Below are 17,072 nucleotides of genomic sequence, written 5' to 3'. Positions count from 1 at the left end.
TTAGAGTTAAATCCAAATTAGAAATGCCCTTGTTTTCACAAAGGCATTTCTAATTATATATGGATATAGATTACTCTTCTTCGCCGCCGTCTTCAAAAAGATCAGCATCTGATTCTTCCTCACCAGAACTCAATTCGAAAAAACTAAAAATAGATCCACCGTAACTTTTCTTGAAAGAAAAATTATCCATATGGTCTAACTTCGTGTATTTAGAATGCTCAATTATCATCATTCCGTCATCATTAAGCGTATTTTTTTCGAAAATCAATAAGACAATTTTCTCAAAAATCTTTTGATCGAGAGCATAAGGTGGATCGGCAAAAATAATGTCGAAACTAGCATTGTTTCTTTCCAAAAATTTAAAAACATCACTTTTAGTTGCCGCAATATTAAAATCATATTCGGTTGCCACTTGTTTGATGAATTTTACACAACCAAAGTCGCCATCTACTGATGTGATAGGTGTACTTCCTCTAGAGGCAAATTCATAACTTATGTTTCCTGTTCCTGCGAACAAGTCCAATATTTTCAATCCTTCAAAACTGAAATGGTTGTTGATCACATTGAATAATGCTTCTTTAGACATATCGGTAGTAGGACGAACGGGTAAGCCTTTTGGCGGAGAGATACGTCTTCCCTTGTATTTTCCTGAAATGATTCTCATGAGTTGAAAAGTATAAAATGATTTCTGTTTTCGGCCTCAGAAAAATAATTGTTCCATCGTAAATCGTTGACATCAATAAGTGAAACGTTACGGATGTATTTGTATGCTATTTTAAAAAAATCACTTTCGGTGTCTATATTTCCTATCAGTTCTAACGGAAAATTTTCAGGATTCAAGCTCAATTGTTCTGCAGTAAACAAAACATAATAAATGAAATCTTCGGGAGTTTGATAATCAAAAGAATTGAATAATAACAACTTTTGATTTTGGATTACAATAATCTCAAAATGCCCTTCACTGAAATGGACTGTCATTTTCTTATCGTCAATATTTTTGGATGCATCCAAAAGCTTTGATACTAAAATACTATTTGCATGCTTATAATCGAAAGTGCCAAATTGATCTATAAAAAAGTTGTTCATATTTACATAAGGAATGTAAACAGAATTGATTTGGTAATTACTGATTTCGTCGTATGCAAAAAAATCAGTGTCAAAAACCTTAGTATTGTATTGCAAATAACTCCCTAGGAAATTTTCGTCAAATAGTGGAGCTGGTACAAATGTGGACAGATTGTTATTGTGTATAATCAAGACATCATCATAGGTTTCGCTCAATTCTGGGTAATCCCGGAAAGCATTCGAAAATAAATCCTCAATTTTAATTCCTTTGTGAAATGAATCAAAATGGACTTCATTAAAGGAAGTAATTGTATTATTGAGTGTGTCAAAACAGCAAAAAGACAATCCGGCCAAGGAAACTTGGATCGAGAGTTTTTTATATTTCTTTTCGGTAATATTTGTGTTTTGTGTAGACATAATCTGATTTATAATCCATTCTGTTTGTAGAAAACGGAATGGGTTAAATGCGATGACAAACTTACAAATTAAAATAACAATAGCAATGCCAATGGCAGTGACAAAAAGCGATGAGAATATCAAAAGACTATAGAAATTATAAAAAGACATAAATGAAACTAATATCCAAATTGAAATTGAAATTTTCATTGGTTTTTGATATTGAAACCCTTACTTTGCAGTTAAAATATGCCAGATGAACTCCTCCTTGTTTTATAGTCTTTTACGAAATAAATTCCCTTTTGTTCCCACGTACAAGCAGGATATTTTTTTTCAAAAAATCGCTATTTTTTTAACTGAAACTGATAACGACACGATTTTTGTCCTTAAAGGGTATGCAGGAACGGGAAAAACGACCGTGATTTCGACGATTGTAAATAACCTTTTGGACATAAATAAGAAATATGTTTTGCTAGCGCCAACAGGTCGTGCCGCAAAAGTGATTGCCAGTTATTCGAACAAACCGGCTTTTACCATTCATAAAAAAATCTATTTCCCAAAGAAGTCTTCCGGTGGTGGCGTTTCTTTCACTTTGCAACAAAACAAACATAAAAACACCATATTTATAGTCGATGAAGCCTCGATGATTTCGGATACTAACTCGGATTCTAAATTGTACGAAAACGGTTCTTTACTTGATGATTTGATCTCATATGTATATTCAGGAACGAACTGTAAGATGATTCTATTGGGAGACACAGCCCAATTGCCTCCGGTGAATTTAGATATTAGTCCGGCATTGGACACCCATACTTTAAGTTTGAATTATAATAAGGAAGTCGAATATATCGAACTTGACGAAGTGATGCGTCAAGAAGAGGATTCTGGAATTTTGTATAATGCAACGGAGCTTCGGGAGTTATTGAAAGATTCATTCATCACTGAATTCCAATTCAATGTCAGGAAGTTTAAAGATATCGTTCGTCTGACTGATGGGTATGATATTCAGGATGCGATTAATTCAGCCTACAGTAATTATAGTATAGAAGACACCGCTTTTATTGTTCGTTCGAATAAAAGAGCGAATCAATATAATGAACAAATTAGAACAAAAATTCTCGATAAAGAAAGCGAATTGTCCTCAGGCGATTTCCTTATGGTAGTGAAGAACAATTATTTTTGGTTGAAAGATTCTGATCATGCCGGTTTTATTGCCAATGGTGATATCATTGAAGTATTGGAAATTTTCAATATCAAGGAATTGTACGGTTTTAAGTTTGCCAATGTGAAAATTAGAATGGTCGATTATCCAGATCAAAAGCCGTTTGAAACCGTTTTATTATTGGATACCATAAAAAGTGAATCACCGTCCTTGACTTATGAAGAGTCAAATAGATTGTATCAGGAAGTTTTGAAAGATTATGAAGGGGAAACCAAGTACAAGCAATTTCAAAAAGTAAAAGCCAACGAATATTTTAATGGCTTGCAAGTAAAATTCTCTTATGCGATTACCTGCCATAAATCACAAGGAGGGCAGTGGAATACCGTTTTTATAGAACAACCATATTTGCCAAACGGAATTGACAGAGATTATATCCGATGGTTGTATACCGCTATGACGAGAGCAAAAAATAAATTATATTTGATCGGTTTTAAAGATGAGAGTTTTGTGGAATAATTTCGTTTTTTTGGCTGTTATAACCGAATCTAATTTTAAAGAATAAATGATTAAACCGCTTACTTCATTGCGCTTCCTTTTTGCATTTATGATATTCGTGCATCATATGACTTTTTTGGCAAAAAGTAAGTCATCGACTTTGAGATGGATTCATGAGTCAATATTAAAGGAAGGATATATCGGAGTTAGTTTCTTTTTTATTTTAAGTGGTTTTATTCTTGCTTATAATTACCGTGATTCGATGCTAAATCAAAAAATATCAAAATCTAATTTTTATATCGCCAGAATTGCCAGAATCTACCCGCTTCATTTATTGACTTTACTGATTGCTGTACCAATAACGATTCAAAATGTTAATTTTGAACTCTCACTTTGGTTCAAACAGTTATTTTTTAATTCGACATTGACCCAAAGTTTCGTACCAATAAAGAAAATATACTTTTCTTTTAACTCTCCGTCATGGAGTATTTCTAATGAGCTTTTTTTTTATTTACTTTTCCCCTTTTTAATCCTTTTAATTTCGAAACTTAAAGTTCTTAAATACAGTAAAGGATTATTGATTCCGTTTTTACTTCTACTGCCAATATTGATGTTAGTAATCCCTCCAATCTATTATAAAAACCTATTCTATGTTAATCCATTTTTTAGGGTTTTTGATTTCATCGTTGGAATACTTCTTTTCGAATTATATTTAAAAATAAAAAACACAGAGAAGGTCATTAATTATAATGCCTTGGAATTTGGTTCCATAATATTATTAGTTGTTTTTTTTATTTTTCATAGCCAGCTTCCATTAGTGGTTAGATATTCCATTTATTATTGGTTACCAATGAGCTTCTTAATACTAGTTTTTGCATTCCAAAAAGGAGTGCTTTCAAGATTATTATCTAATAACACCTTGATTTTACTAGGCGAAATAAGTTTTGGTTTTTATATGTTTCATCAACTAGTTTTGAAATATTTTATAATGGTAAATAAATCGCTTCTTCATATTACAAATGAATATTTAATTATTTCCATTATTTTAATCGTTTCGCTCATAATAAGTTATATCAGTTTAATCTGGTTTGAAAATCCAGTAAATAAATATTTAAAAAGAGTTTTGATTAAGAAAACGAAGGATTAGGGTTTTAATATAAATATCTAATAAATTAATAAACAGAATATCATGAAAATAATAGCCGTCATCCCTGCCCGTTACGCTTCCACACGATTTCCAGCTAAATTGATGCAAGACCTTGGAGGCAAAACTGTGATTTTAAGAACCTATGAAGCAGCAGTAAACACACAATTGTTTGATGATGTTTTCGTAGTGACGGATTCTGATTTAATTTTTGATGAGATTATTTCTAACGGAGGTAAAGCCATTATGAGCATCAGACAGCACGAGTCGGGGAGTGATCGTATTGCAGAAGCAGTTGCCAACCTAGATGTAGAAATTGTGGTTAACGTACAGGGGGACGAACCTTTTATTGATACGGAACCTTTAATGAAATTGATTGAAATTTTCAGAAAAGATACAACAGGAGAAGTTGATTTGGCTTCGCTGATGCGTGAAATTAAAGATGAGGAAGTCATCAATAATCCTAATAACGTGAAAGTAGTAACAGATCAAAACGGTTTTGCTTTGTATTTTTCGCGTTCGGTAATTCCCTATCCTAGAGAAAAAGATGTGGGCGTTCGCTACATGCAGCACATCGGAATCTATGCCTTCAGGAAACAAGCTCTGTTAGATTTCTATTGTTTGCCTATGAAATCATTAGAAGCATCCGAAAAACTAGAGCAACTACGTTATTTAGAATTTGGAAAACGCATCAAAATGGTTGAAACTACACATGTAGGTATTGGAATCGATACTCCAGAAGATTTAGAAAAAGCAAGACTGATGTTGTAATTTAGTCCTTGTTGTCTTGGTCGAAATAACCTTTAGATTTTATTTTGGTAGAGAAAAAATTCAGGAATAAAACCACAAACATCAACACAATCATAGATTGTACACTTACTAAAAATTTTCCAAAAGGGTCAACGGGATAAAAATCACCATATCCAATGGTGGATGAAGTTACCGTACTAAAATAAATAGCATCAAACCAATGCGTAAAGGGTTTGTTGAAATTATTAGTGAAAGAATACAAAACTGCAAAACCGAATACCATTTCTATATAATTAAAGAACAGCAGAAGCATCGATCTTTTATAGGAACGTGGCTTCGAAAATAAATCAGAGGCAAAAATTAATGTAGGAATGTATAAAATTGTTTCTAGCATGACATAGGCCATCATTGTAAGAACGAAAGGATTGTTTTGCCAATGATTCATAAGAATTAATAGTGGCAAACATACTTTTAGCAAAACATAGAAATCTACTGCTAGGTCTTCATATTCTGCTCCTTTTTTTGAAACAAAATATTTAATATAAATCCCAGGGAAAAATAACTGCGACGAAGAAAGAAACAAACGAACTATTTTTTCTATTCCGTTATCATCCTGATGGTCGTTATTCCAAATTGCTTTTATGTTCTGAATTCTCTTTTGTACAGGATTAAACTTTGGCTTTGCCATTTTGGTAACATTGCCCAAGAGCAGTTTGCGAATGACTTGTTTCATTAAATTTAGTTTTGCTATTCTAATCGAAAGTACGATATTTAATTTTTAGTTATTAAAAGGAAAAAATGGAGTACATTAATTTATTTTAAATTGTTTTTTCAATAACAATTAACTCATTATGAATTTCAATTCTAGGTATCGATTTTATGCTGTAATTAGTAGTACAGAAATCTGAGATGTATTTTTTATTTCTAAGGTTGTGCTCTTCATTTAAAAGCATGGTGTTGAAAAGTACAAACCCTTTACTTTTGAGCAAGAAGCAAATCCGATTGATGAAATAACTTTCATATAAAAAATTTGGCATCGTAGTATCTTGGAAGATATCAATGATAATCAAATCGTATTGCTCTTTGGTTTTTAAAACAAATTCAAATGCATCATCAATTACAATTTCCAATTGTTGAATTTCATCAAGCTTAAAATAACGATTGGCCAATTTGATTATTTCAGGATCAATTTCAACTCCAGTAATTTGGCCTTCAAATTTAATTTCATCAATTAAAGTTTTTACAACACTACCACCAGCGACACCGAGCACTAAAATGTGATCCATTTTAATTATTTTATGAAAGCCAATGGTTTTTAATCCCAATCTCAAAATACGCTGTAAACTTCCGTACGAATAATTAGTATTTTCTGAATCCAATACTAATTCACCATTTGCCCAAGTAATTTCTATAGATTTACTTAAATCCGATTTTACAGTGTGAATATTAATAGGAATAAGGTAACTAAGTACTTTTTTAAACATCAAAGACGGTTTTTATCAAAAATAAGTTTTAAATTATATATTTTGCAACAAATTAGAGAGTAATGAAGAAACAAATTTATAAATGGATCTTTTTCCGCCTTATGGGTTGGAAAATTGTAGGTACGATTGATGCAGACATTAAAAAATGCGTAATGATGGTTATGCCGCATACGAGTGCCCATGATTTTTACCTGGGAATTTTTACGCGAGGCATCACAGGTTTAGAAATGAATTTTGTAGCTAAAAAGGAATTGTTTGCTTTTCCTTTGGGTTGGTACTTCAAATACATGGGAGGAGAGCCGCTAGATCGATCTGGTGGAATGAACAAAGTAGACGTTATTGCAGAAATTTTTAATCGAAGAAAAATTTTTCGTTTGGCAGTTCTTCCAGAGGGAACGCGAAAAAAAGTGAGTGAAATTAAAACAGGATTTTATTACATCGCTTTAAAAGCAAATGTACCTATAATTCCTGTTGCGTTTGATTTTGGGAAAAAAGAAGTTAATCTTGGAGCTCCACTAATACCATTAGGAAATATTGAAGAAGACCTTACTATTTTAAAAAAGCATTTTGAAGGAGTAGAAGGTAAGATTCCCGAAAAAGGATTTAAAGAATAATTCCAGCTTAAAAATTAGTTGCATTTAAAAAAGCCAATCCTTTTATTAAAAAAAGGGTTGGCTTTTTTAGTTTGGCGAAAAAACTTTGAAGGTGCCATCTTTATAAAAGAACACAATTTTTTCTACTTCACCTGAAATGGATTCGTTGACTACATTTTGAATTTCTTCTTTTTTAGCAACGGCTCCATTTTTATTACCATCGTTTTTCTCATCTGAAAATAAATTTTGAGGCGCACTAGATTCTGGAATTGGAGTAGGCGTATTTGGTTTGATTACTTCATCCAATTTCTTTTCCTGATTTTGCATCGGTTCGTTATTTTTTGGAAAACTGCCTTTCCCATTCAAAATCCAATACAAATCTACATCAGGAAAAACATCAAGAATCTTAAGAATAAAATCCAAGCTAGGTTTATTTCTGCCCGATAGAAGGTGAGATAAACTAGAGCGCTGTACACCAATTTTATCTGCAAATCCAGAGGCATTTAAACTATAGTAGTCCAATATAATTTCCAGCCGTTTAATAAAATCCTCCGTGTTTACCATTGTAAATAACTAATAAAATTCATATAGTTACAAATGTAACTAAAACGAAGAAGAATAGCAAAATTACAAGTGTGAATTGTATTTAAAACAGTATTTAACTGTTATTATTAGATTAAGTAATATTTCATAACATAATGATATGTAGTAATGTACTATTAAAAATTAAATCGAGTAACATTTGTTAACTAATAGCAGTAGAAACAGTCTAAAGAATCCAGTAAAACTGTTTACATTTCTGAAATTAGTCAATTTCAATTCGTTTACAATTGTAAAAATAAAGATGTTTACTTTTGTAAATCAAATAATACACTATGGATTTAGAACAATTATTCAATGATAATAAAGAGCAATCTATTGAAGGTAGATATCTTACTTTAGAATCAATTGAACCTTTATTAAATAAACTAAACACAAATAATCAGCTTTCGGTTATTGGTGAATCAGTACTTAAAAAACCAATTTATAGCTATCAAATAGGTCAAGGAAAAACTAAGATATTACTTTGGTCGCAAATGCACGGAAATGAAAGCACAACTACAAAAGCATTGTTTGACTTTTTAAATGTGTTACATAACGGTTCAGCATTTGCTGCGAAATTGCTAGATACATTTGCTTTTTATTGTATTCCAATGCTGAATCCGGATGGTGCGAAGTCTTATACACGTGTAAACGCAAATGAAGTTGATTTAAACAGAGACTCGCAAAACTTAACTCAACCGGAAAGCAGAGTCTTGCGGACTGTTTTTGATTCGTTTCAACCTGATTTTTGCTTTAATCTCCATGATCAGCGTACTATTTTTGGAGTAGATAACACTGGTGAGCCGGCTACAGTATCTTTTCTAGCTCCTTCTTATAACGAAGAACGTGAGATAAACGAATCTCGATTAAAGGCTATTAATCTTATTGCAGGCATTGACAGCACGTTACAGCAGTATATACCGGGTCAGGTGGGACGATTTGATGATTCTTTTAATCTAAATTGTATTGGAGACACTTTTCAGGCACTTGGAGCTCCTACTTTGTTGTTTGAGGCGGGACACTTTCCAGATGATTATCTAAGAGAAGAAACAAGAAAATACATTTTCATGGCATTAGTTTCTAGTTTTGTGATACTTAGCGAAAACGATATAGTTGACAATAGAATTGATAAATATTTGAGTATTCCTCAAAATAAAGTCGTTTTTTATGATTTTTTGTATAAAAATGTCAAATTAAATTATGATGGTAATGAAAAAATTACGAATTTTGCTGCACAATACAAAGAGGAATTAATAGAAAACGAACTGTTTTTTAATGCTTATTTTGTAGAAATTGGAGATTTGGAGGGGTATTACGGTCATTTCGAGTATGATGCAAAAGAAGCAGAGTATAAAGATGAGTACGGTGGTTTTCCGAAATTAAATCAAAAAGCCGATTTTTATTTAGGAAATAGCACTAAATTTGTTAACGGATTGATAAAAAAATAAAATTTTGAGTCGATTTAATGTTTTTATGTATATTTTTAAACTTTGTATTAGTCAATTATAAATATTAATTATAGAAATATGAGTAAGTTCCGTTTAGATGAAGTAGATCACCAGATTTTAGATATGTTGATCGATAACACAAGAGTTCCGTTCACAGATATCGCAAAAAAATTATTAATTTCTGCTGGTACTGTGCACGTTAGAGTTAAGAAAATGGAAGATGCTGGAATCATCATGGGTTCGTCATTAGTACTTGATTATGATAAATTAGGGTATTCTTTTATTGCTTATGTAGGAGTGTTTCTTAATAATACTTCTCAAACGAAATTCGTTTTGCAACGTATTAACGAGATTCCTTTTGTGACTGTAGCTTCTGTAACTACTGGAAAATTCAATATTTTCTGTAAAATTAGAGCTAAAGATACAAAGCATGCTAAGGATGTTATTTTTATGATTGATGATATTGATGGTGTTTATAGAACAGAAACTATGATCTCATTGGAAGAAAGTATCAATGATAAGAAGCGCTTGATGCATACTATATTTAAAAACATGTAATACACTTGATTGCTATATTTTAATATAACCTCAAGTTAGTTCTTGGGGTTATTTTTTTATAACTATTTTCTGCTAAACCAAACCAACTATAACAAAATTATGTACACGCTACCAAAAATTGAACGTTTTAACCAAAATGTCCTTTCTAAATACAATATTTACAATAGTGTATTTATCACTTTACCATTCGACTCCATAGATAATACAGGTGCTTTACTTCCTTTGTTTACAGATGTTTGTGAGAGTGGCTTTAAGAAAATGGCGACTCCAAAAGAAATTGTGGATTTTTTCACGAATAAATATTCACATAGTAATGATGAAGCTGATAAAATCGATATCATGTTTCGTTTTATTCAATATATTGAACGCCAAATTGTTCTGTTTGATGCAGTCGAAGACGCTGCTTTCCCGATTGTAAATAACATGGAAGGAAGGGGTTCGTTGCGTGACATTAAAGAAAAAGCAGATGCAAAAGGAAAGAAGGAAGAGTTAATTGATTTTCTAGAAAACTTTAATGTAAGAACAGTGCTAACGGCGCATCCTACTCAGTTTTATCCTGGTTCTGTCCTTGGTATCATTAATGATTTAACAGATGCGATACGTGGAAATAATTTACTGAATATAAAAGAACTTTTAGCTCAATTAGGTAAAACACCTTTTATAAAAAACGAAAAACCAAATCCATTTGATGAAGCGGTTAGTTTGATATGGTATCTTGAGAATGTGTTTTACAGTACTTCAGGAGACATGGTTCATTACTTGCAGAAAAATGTATTCAAGGGAGAATCAATTCAAAATGCTTTGATAAAATTAGGCTTTTGGCCTGGTGGAGATCGTGATGGGAATCCGTTTGTGACAACTGAGATTACATTGAACGTAGCTGAACGATTGCGAACTTCAATATTGAAGTGTTATTATATTGAAATTAGAAATTTAAAAAGAAAGTTAACTTTCTTTAATGTAGATGTTTTGGTTGCTGAACTTGAACATAAGCTTTACCGTTCTGTTTTTTATTCGAAAGGGGAAATTTATATCACTTTAGAGGAGTTCAAAGTGCAATTAAATAAGATAAAGAGAATTGTTATTGAGCAACATCAGTCGTTGTATTTAGATCAATTAGAAGCACTTCTTATTAAAGTGAACTTATTTGGTTTTCATTTTGCTACTTTAGATATCCGTCAAAATAGTAGAATACATGATGCTGTTTTTAAAGATATTCATGATTTTTATGTGAAATCAAATTCAGCTATTTTTCCTGAAAATTATTATGATTTATCGGAAGGTGAGAAATTTGAGGTATTAGCAAATGTTAAAGGAGATATAAACTCGAATGATTTTGACAATGAAATAACTAAGTCGACGATTGAGTCAATTCAAGCGATAAAGGTAATTCAGAAAAACAATGGGGAGCTTGGTGCTAACCGATATATTATAAGTAATAACGAGAACGCACTTAATGTACTCGAAACTTTTGCAATGATCCGTTTATGTGATTGGGAAGAGCCTACAGTTGATGTTGTGCCGCTTTTTGAGTCAGTTGAAGATTTATTGAATGCACACAACAGCATGGAGCAATTGTATACTAATCCTATGTATGCGAATCATTTGAAAAATAGAGGGATGAAGCAAACGATAATGGTTGGTTTCTCTGATGGTACAAAAGATGGTGGGTATTTAATGGCAAATTGGAGTATTTATCAAGCGAAAGAAGCGCTTACCAAGATTTCAAGGAAATATGGTGTAAAAGTAATTTTCTTTGACGGACGTGGTGGACCACCAGCACGTGGTGGGGGTAAAACACATAAATTTTATGCTTCTTTAGGTCCGAATATAGAAAACAAAGAAATTCAAATTACCGTTCAGGGACAAACAATAAGTTCAAATTTTGGGACTTTAGATTCTTGTAGATATAATTTGGAAAATTTATTAAGTGCTGGGGTTACAAATCAGGTGTTTAGTAAAAATAAGAATGAATTATCTCTAGATGAAAAGAGTGTCATGGGGCAATTAGCTAATTTGGGCTATAAAAAATACCTGAGTTTTAAGAATCACCCAAAGTTTATTCCTTATTTGGAACAGATGAGTACTTTGAAATATTATGCTAGAACTAATATAGGAAGCCGACCTTCAAAAAGAGGGAAATCGGAACAGTTAGATTTTAATGATCTAAGAGCGATCCCATTTGTGGGTTCTTGGAGTCAGTTGAAACAAAATGTTCCTGGATTTTTTGGAGTAGGTACAGCATTGAAACATTTTGAAGATACGGACCAATGGGATAAAGTTCAAGACTTATATGATAATTCTTTATTCTTTAAAACACTCTTAGAAAACAGTATGATGTCAATTGCTAAATCCTTTTTTCCATTAACGGCTTACATGAAAAATGATCCTGAGTTTGGAGAATTCTGGCAAATTATTTATGAAGAATTTTTAGAGTCTAAACGGTTATTACTGAAAATTGCTGGTCATACAGAGTTGATGGAGAATTACCCTGATGGTAAAGCATCTATTCAAATAAGAGAGCGTATTGTTTTGCCATTGTTGACAATACAACAATATGCTTTATTAAGAATAAATGAACTTAACAAAGAAAGTATACCTGATGAGAATTTAATAAAGGTGTATGAAAAAATTGTAATGCGTTCGCTTTTTGGAAACACAAACGCAAGTAGAAACTCAGCATAAACAAGAAAAAAAATGAAATCAAACCAATTACCAAATACGGAGTATGCTCCCTATTATGCGGGTTATGTTCATGTATTAGACGATGTTAATATGATTGAAGAATTAGAAATATGTCTTCATGATTTTATCAAATTTGTGCAGAACATCCCTATGGATAAATTCGATTACCGTTATGCGGAAGGAAAGTGGACTATAAAAGACATCATTCAGCACCTTATTGATACTGAGCGTGTTTTTAGTTACCGTGCCATGCGTATTTCTAGAAATGATAAAACACCTTTACCAGGTTTTGAAGAAAATGATTATGTTGATAATACCAAGGCTAACGAAAGAAATTTGCAAGGATTATTGACAGAATTGGCGGTGGTAAGACAATCTACTTTAGCTCTTTTTAAAAGTTTTTCTGAAGAACAGTTAACTAGAATGGGAGTTGCGTCAAACAGTCCCGTTTCAGTACGTGCGATTGGATTTATAATTATTGGGCATCAAAAGCATCATCAAAAGGTTTTTCAGGAAAGATATTTATAAATTAGTGGAAGCAAGTCGACCAAATTTTTAATTTATTTTCGAAAGACATTGTATTTGCAGGACTAGTTGAAGGCATCACATAATAAGTGATGCCTTCTATTTGTCCAAACTTTTTAACAAAATAACGGTGACTTTCTTTTCCGTTAAAAATTATATTATGAATACCGGGGAATTCATTGAACAATGTTTCAAAATCATTTTCTTTTTGATTTTTTATATGGACATCTAAACTTCCTTTTCGCTCACAATTTTCTAAAACATCCCACAATCCCAATTTATTTGACTGTAACAATTTTATTTTTTCTTCGAAAATTTCTGAAATAGCCAAAGTGCTAAAAAGGGTATAGATAATTTTCCAAAAGTGATTTCTCTTGTGCGCATAGTATTCTTGCTTTTCAAGCGAGGCTATACCGGGCATCGTTCCTAAGATTAGGATTTCTGTCTGATGATTTACAAAATGTGGAAATGAAGTAATCATATGAATAGATTATTTGTTACGTCTTTCTTTTTCGATAATAGCCAAAGCCAATCTTATTTTGTCGTACGCTATTTTTTCTTCAAGATGATCGTAATACGGTTTTAAAGTTGTCGGACTTTCTAATTGTATTTTGGCTTTAGCGATCAAACTTACTTCTTCTTCAGAAACAAATTGGTATAAGTTAATCGTTTCGCCGTCTAAATACAATTTTGCTAAATGAGACATAATCGTGCCAATACCCAATTTGCGTTTCAACGCAATTTCCTGAGTAGTTAACCCACTTTGAAACATTAGGAGTGTTTCTTTATATGTACCGGCCTCTTTTTTAGGTTTTACTACTTTGTTTTTTTGAAATTCGATTATCGCTTTTATGAATGCTTCCCCATATTTTTCGAGTTTTGCTTTTCCTACTCCGTCAATGGTAATGAATTCGTCATCACTCATTGGCCGTATTGTTTCCATTTGGCGTAAAGCAGCATCACTAAAAATGACATATGCAGGAACACTTTCCTCTTTAGAAATTTCATAACGCAATTTGCGGAGTGTCTCAAAAAGAGAGTTGGCTGCTGATTTGCTTTTGGTTTCTTTAAGTTCGGTTTTTTCGGTGTTTATTTTTTGAACTGTGGTCAGTTGTACTTTGTCCCCTTCAAATAAAACTTCACGTGCTAATGCAGTTAATCGAATTTTATTTTGTCGGTGAAAAGCAATTTCGCAAAGCCCTTGATTGATTAATTGAATGATGTACTGATTCCAGTCGTACCAAGATATATCACTACCAATAGCATAGGTTTTTAGATTTTGATATTCATTTTCGAATATATAGGCATTCTTGGAGCCTCTTAAAAAATCAATAATAACGGGTAATGGCTCCGATTCTTTCAAACGAATAATGGCAGATAAAGCTTTTTGTGCGATAATCGTTCCGTCAAAAAATTCAGGTGGATTTTTGCAAATATCACAATTTCCACAATTTTCAGTGACTAGTTCGCCAAAATAAGACAGTAATATTTTCCTGCGACAACTCAAAGCATCGGCATATTGTTTCATTCTTTCGAGCTTCGCCAGTTGCACTTCTGCATTTAATCCTTGGGAAGCAAATTTTTGCAGTTGGATTACATCTCCATAACTTTCGAATAAAATAGTTTCAGAAGGTAGGCCGTCGCGACCGGCTCTTCCAATTTCCTGATAATAACCTTCAATATTTTTAGGTAAATTATAATGAATGACCCATCGAACATTTGATTTATCGATTCCCATACCAAATGCAATAGTAGCACAAACAACTTGGCAATCATCATTGATGAAATCATCTTGAGTTTGTGATCGTACCGCGCTGTCTAATCCAGCATGATATGCTTTTGCGTTTACGCCTGCTTTTTTAAGTTTTGAAGCGAGTTCTTCTGTTGTCTTTCTGCTTAAGCAATAAATAATTCCAGATTCGGTTGGTTTATCACTTATAAAATCAATTATTTGTTTGACTCTGTCGAGTGCTGGACGAACTTCTAAACTTAGGTTTTTTCGATCAAAAGAAGAGATAAACGACTTCGGGTTTATTAAGTTTAATTGCTGGCTAATATCCTTACGTGTAGCTTTATCCGCAGTAGCAGTTAAAGCTAGAATTGGAGTAGAAGGGAAGCGATTTTTTAAATATCCTAGATTGGTATAAGCAGGTCTAAAGTCATGTCCCCAAGAAGAAATACAATGTGCTTCATCAATTGCGATAAGACTTATGGTGATTTGGCTAAATGCATTTTCTAAGTAAGACAAACTTTCTGGAGCTACATAAACCATTTTGACTTTATTGTCTTTTAGGTTTTGAATGTGTAATTGCTGTTCTTCATTAGATTGACTACTGTTTATAAAGCAAGCCTGAATCCCGTTTGCTTTTAAACTATCTACCTGATCTTTCATCAATGCGATTAACGGTGATATCACTATTGTGATTCCGGGAAATAATAGTGCAGGTAATTGAAAGCAGATCGATTTTCCACCACCGGTTGGCATAATTGCCAGGGTATCTTGACCGGACAAAATAGTATTTATAATTTGCTCTTGATTGGTTCTGAATTTTTCAAATCCAAAATTTTCCTTTAAAGAGTCATGTAATATTTGGGATGTGATCATTTAGGGAGTAGTGCCTTTTAGTATTAATTCGATGCAAATTACAATAAAGATATATTTTATTAATCTGCTAAAAAAAAGGAACTCGATTAAGAGTTCCTTTGGTGTTTTTTTAAGTGAAGTTAATCTTCATCATCATCATCGTCGTCGTCAGAATAATCAGACTTGTCTGAATCTTCATCGTCGTCATCAGTGTCTGGTTTGTCACGATTATTGTCGTCGTCGTCATCATCATCATCGTCGTCGTCATCTAAATCAAGTCCTTTTATTGGAATGATTGGTTCGATTTCGTCATCGATTTCATCATCTTCATCGTGGTTTTCGATACGGTCTGCCAGTTTCATACTTACTTTTACTAAGTAAATAGTGTCTTCAGTTCGTACTTCAACAGCTTCAATTAATTCGTTTTTAGCATTTCTAAAACGGACAATATCTGAGTCATCATAGCCGTCAGGAAATCTTTCTACTAAAAGATTTAAGATTTCGTTTGTAAGTTTTGCGTAATCAACAATTACTCTTTTCATAATGATATTCTATAAGTCTAATATATAAGCAAAAATAAGAGGTGCTACAATTGTTGCATCTGATTCAATAATAAACTTAGGCGTTTTTATATCTAATTTACCCCAAGTAATTTTTTCATTCGGAACAGCTCCAGAATACGAACCGTAACTGGTAGTTGAATCTGAAATTTGGCAGAAATAGCTCCAAAAAGGTGTTTCTGGCATTTCCATATCTTGGTACAACATTGGAACCACGCAAATTGGGAAATCTCCAGCTATACCACCACCAATTTGGAAAAACCCAACTCCATTAGCGGAATTTTTAGGATACCAATCTGCTAAAAATGTCATGTATTCAATACCTGATTTCATCGTAGAGACTTTTAAATCTCCTTTAATGACATAGGAAGCAAAAATATTTCCCATAGTACTATCTTCCCATCCTGGACAGATAATTGGTAAGTTTTTTTCTGCTGCAGCATACATCCAGCTATCTTTCAGATCGATTTCGTAATATTCTTCTAAAACGCCTGATAAAAGCATTTTGTACATAAATTCATGCGGTAAATAACGGTCTGCTTTGTCGTCTGCATCTTTCCAAATTTTGTAAATGTGTTTTTGCAAACGACGGAATGCTTCATGTTCAGGAATACAAGTATCTGTTACTCGATTTAACCCTCTTTCAAGTAAGTCCCATTCTTGTTCTGGAGTCAAATCACGATAATTTGGTACTCTTTCGTAATGTGAATGAGCTACCAAGTTCATGATATCTTCTTCTAAATTTGCACCGGTACAAGATATAATTTGAACTTTGTCTTGACGAATCATTTCTGCAAAAATCTTTCCGATTTCGGCAGTACTCATTGCTCCAGCAAGAGTTACCATCATTTTAGCTCCATTTGCAAGCTGCTCTTCATAGCCTTTTGCTGCATCTACTAAAGCCGCAGAATTGAAATGCAGATAATGCTTTTCTATAAACTGACTTATAGGTCCTTTACTCATTTTGTTTGGTTTAAATATTTAAAAATCAATACATTGAATGGTTATATTCAAATATAATAATTTTTAAATTGACTAATT

The 17,072-nt window shown here is 32.5% G+C and carries 17 protein-coding genes; 8 read left to right on the top strand and 9 right to left on the bottom strand.

Annotated elements, in window-relative coordinates:
- Window positions 1–70 precede the first annotated feature (70 nt).
- Both AAC069_RS09600 and AAC069_RS09595 read right to left on the bottom strand, forming a co-directional pair.
- Entirely contained in the window at window positions 71–664 is a 594-nt protein-coding gene (locus tag AAC069_RS09600; RefSeq protein ID WP_339920248.1) for an RsmD family RNA methyltransferase, read from the bottom strand.
- Complete coding sequence (locus AAC069_RS09595; RefSeq protein ID WP_339920269.1) at window positions 661–1,482, bottom strand: DUF3822 family protein; 822 nt, start codon at window positions 1,480–1,482, stop codon at window positions 661–663. The genes AAC069_RS09600 and AAC069_RS09595 overlap by 4 nt, the downstream gene beginning before the upstream one ends.
- 235 nt (window positions 1,483–1,717) lie before the next feature.
- Here AAC069_RS09595 and AAC069_RS09590 point away from each other — a divergent pair, with 235 nt between their 5' ends.
- Genes AAC069_RS09590 through kdsB form a run of 3 tightly spaced genes read left to right on the top strand, consistent with a single transcriptional unit; the run spans window position 1,718 to window position 5,033 of the window.
- A complete protein-coding gene (locus tag AAC069_RS09590; RefSeq protein WP_339920247.1) occupies window positions 1,718–3,139 on the top strand; it encodes an AAA family ATPase in 1,422 nt (473 codons plus the stop codon).
- Window positions 3,140–3,185: 46 nt separating this feature from the next.
- Window positions 3,186–4,265, top strand: coding sequence for an acyltransferase (locus tag AAC069_RS09585; protein WP_339920246.1), 1,080 nt, complete (start codon window positions 3,186–3,188; stop codon window positions 4,263–4,265).
- 42 nt (window positions 4,266–4,307) lie between these two features.
- Window positions 4,308–5,033 (top strand): 3-deoxy-manno-octulosonate cytidylyltransferase, encoded by a 726-nt coding sequence (kdsB, locus tag AAC069_RS09580; protein ID WP_339920245.1) that lies wholly within the window; start codon window positions 4,308–4,310, stop codon window positions 5,031–5,033.
- A gap of 1 nt (window position 5,034) precedes the next feature.
- On the opposite strand, the gene AAC069_RS09575 is transcribed toward kdsB, so the two are convergent.
- Window positions 5,035–5,745 carry a potassium channel family protein gene (locus AAC069_RS09575; protein ID WP_339920244.1) on the bottom strand — a complete coding sequence of 237 codons (711 nt, stop codon included), beginning with the start codon at window positions 5,743–5,745 and terminating at the stop codon, window positions 5,035–5,037.
- Between the two features lie 85 nt (window positions 5,746–5,830).
- Window positions 5,831–6,496 carry a fused MFS/spermidine synthase gene (locus tag AAC069_RS09570; protein ID WP_339920243.1) on the bottom strand — a complete coding sequence of 222 codons (666 nt, stop codon included), beginning with the start codon at window positions 6,494–6,496 and terminating at the stop codon, window positions 5,831–5,833.
- 62 nt (window positions 6,497–6,558) lie between these two features.
- Here AAC069_RS09570 and AAC069_RS09565 point away from each other — a divergent pair, with 62 nt between their 5' ends.
- Window positions 6,559–7,110: a 1-acyl-sn-glycerol-3-phosphate acyltransferase gene (locus AAC069_RS09565; protein WP_339920242.1), complete on the top strand. Its 552-nt coding sequence runs from the start codon at window positions 6,559–6,561 to the stop codon at window positions 7,108–7,110.
- 66 nt (window positions 7,111–7,176) lie between these two features.
- Here the strand turns inward: AAC069_RS09565 and AAC069_RS09560 are convergent, their stop codons facing one another.
- Window positions 7,177–7,653: a helix-turn-helix transcriptional regulator gene (locus tag AAC069_RS09560; protein WP_339920241.1), complete on the bottom strand. Its 477-nt coding sequence runs from the start codon at window positions 7,651–7,653 to the stop codon at window positions 7,177–7,179.
- Window positions 7,654–7,964: 311 nt separating this feature from the next.
- Here AAC069_RS09560 and AAC069_RS09555 point away from each other — a divergent pair, with 311 nt between their 5' ends.
- The 4 genes from AAC069_RS09555 to AAC069_RS09540 all read left to right on the top strand — a co-directional run bounded on the left by AAC069_RS09555 (window position 7,965) and on the right by AAC069_RS09540 (window position 12,890).
- On the top strand, window positions 7,965–9,119 hold the full coding sequence (locus AAC069_RS09555) for a M14 metallopeptidase family protein (RefSeq protein WP_339920240.1): 1,155 nt from the start codon (window positions 7,965–7,967) through the stop codon (window positions 9,117–9,119).
- 78 nt (window positions 9,120–9,197) lie between these two features.
- Window positions 9,198–9,677: a winged helix-turn-helix transcriptional regulator gene (locus AAC069_RS09550; RefSeq protein WP_007139244.1), complete on the top strand. Its 480-nt coding sequence runs from the start codon at window positions 9,198–9,200 to the stop codon at window positions 9,675–9,677.
- A 99-nt stretch (window positions 9,678–9,776) separates the two neighbouring features.
- Window positions 9,777–12,362, top strand: coding sequence for a phosphoenolpyruvate carboxylase (locus AAC069_RS09545; protein ID WP_339920239.1), 2,586 nt, complete (start codon window positions 9,777–9,779; stop codon window positions 12,360–12,362).
- 12 nt (window positions 12,363–12,374) lie between these two features.
- A complete protein-coding gene (locus AAC069_RS09540) occupies window positions 12,375–12,890 on the top strand; it encodes a DinB family protein (protein WP_339920238.1) in 516 nt (171 codons plus the stop codon).
- 1 nt (window position 12,891) lies between these two features.
- Here the strand turns inward: AAC069_RS09540 and AAC069_RS09535 are convergent, their stop codons facing one another.
- From AAC069_RS09535 to AAC069_RS09520, 4 genes are all read right to left on the bottom strand, one after another.
- On the bottom strand, window positions 12,892–13,368 hold the full coding sequence (locus AAC069_RS09535; protein WP_339920237.1) for a DNA-deoxyinosine glycosylase: 477 nt from the start codon (window positions 13,366–13,368) through the stop codon (window positions 12,892–12,894).
- Window positions 13,369–13,377: 9 nt separating this feature from the next.
- Complete coding sequence (gene recQ, locus AAC069_RS09530) at window positions 13,378–15,492, bottom strand: DNA helicase RecQ (protein ID WP_339920236.1); 2,115 nt, start codon at window positions 15,490–15,492, stop codon at window positions 13,378–13,380.
- A 119-nt stretch (window positions 15,493–15,611) separates the two neighbouring features.
- Window positions 15,612–16,013, bottom strand: coding sequence for a DNA primase (locus tag AAC069_RS09525; protein ID WP_339920235.1), 402 nt, complete (start codon window positions 16,011–16,013; stop codon window positions 15,612–15,614).
- Window positions 16,014–16,022: 9 nt separating this feature from the next.
- The gene (locus tag AAC069_RS09520; RefSeq protein WP_339920234.1) at window positions 16,023–16,994 is read right to left on the bottom strand and encodes a deoxyhypusine synthase family protein; all 972 of its coding nucleotides are present in this window, start codon (window positions 16,992–16,994) and stop codon (window positions 16,023–16,025) included.
- Between the last annotated feature and the right edge of the window lie 78 nt (window positions 16,995–17,072).

This window comes from uncultured Flavobacterium sp. (genome assembly GCF_963974175.1).
Lineage (GTDB): Bacteria > Bacteroidota > Bacteroidia > Flavobacteriales > Flavobacteriaceae > Flavobacterium.
The sequence above is the reverse complement of the archived record's forward strand: the minus strand, read 5'-3'. Positions and strand labels throughout refer to the sequence as shown.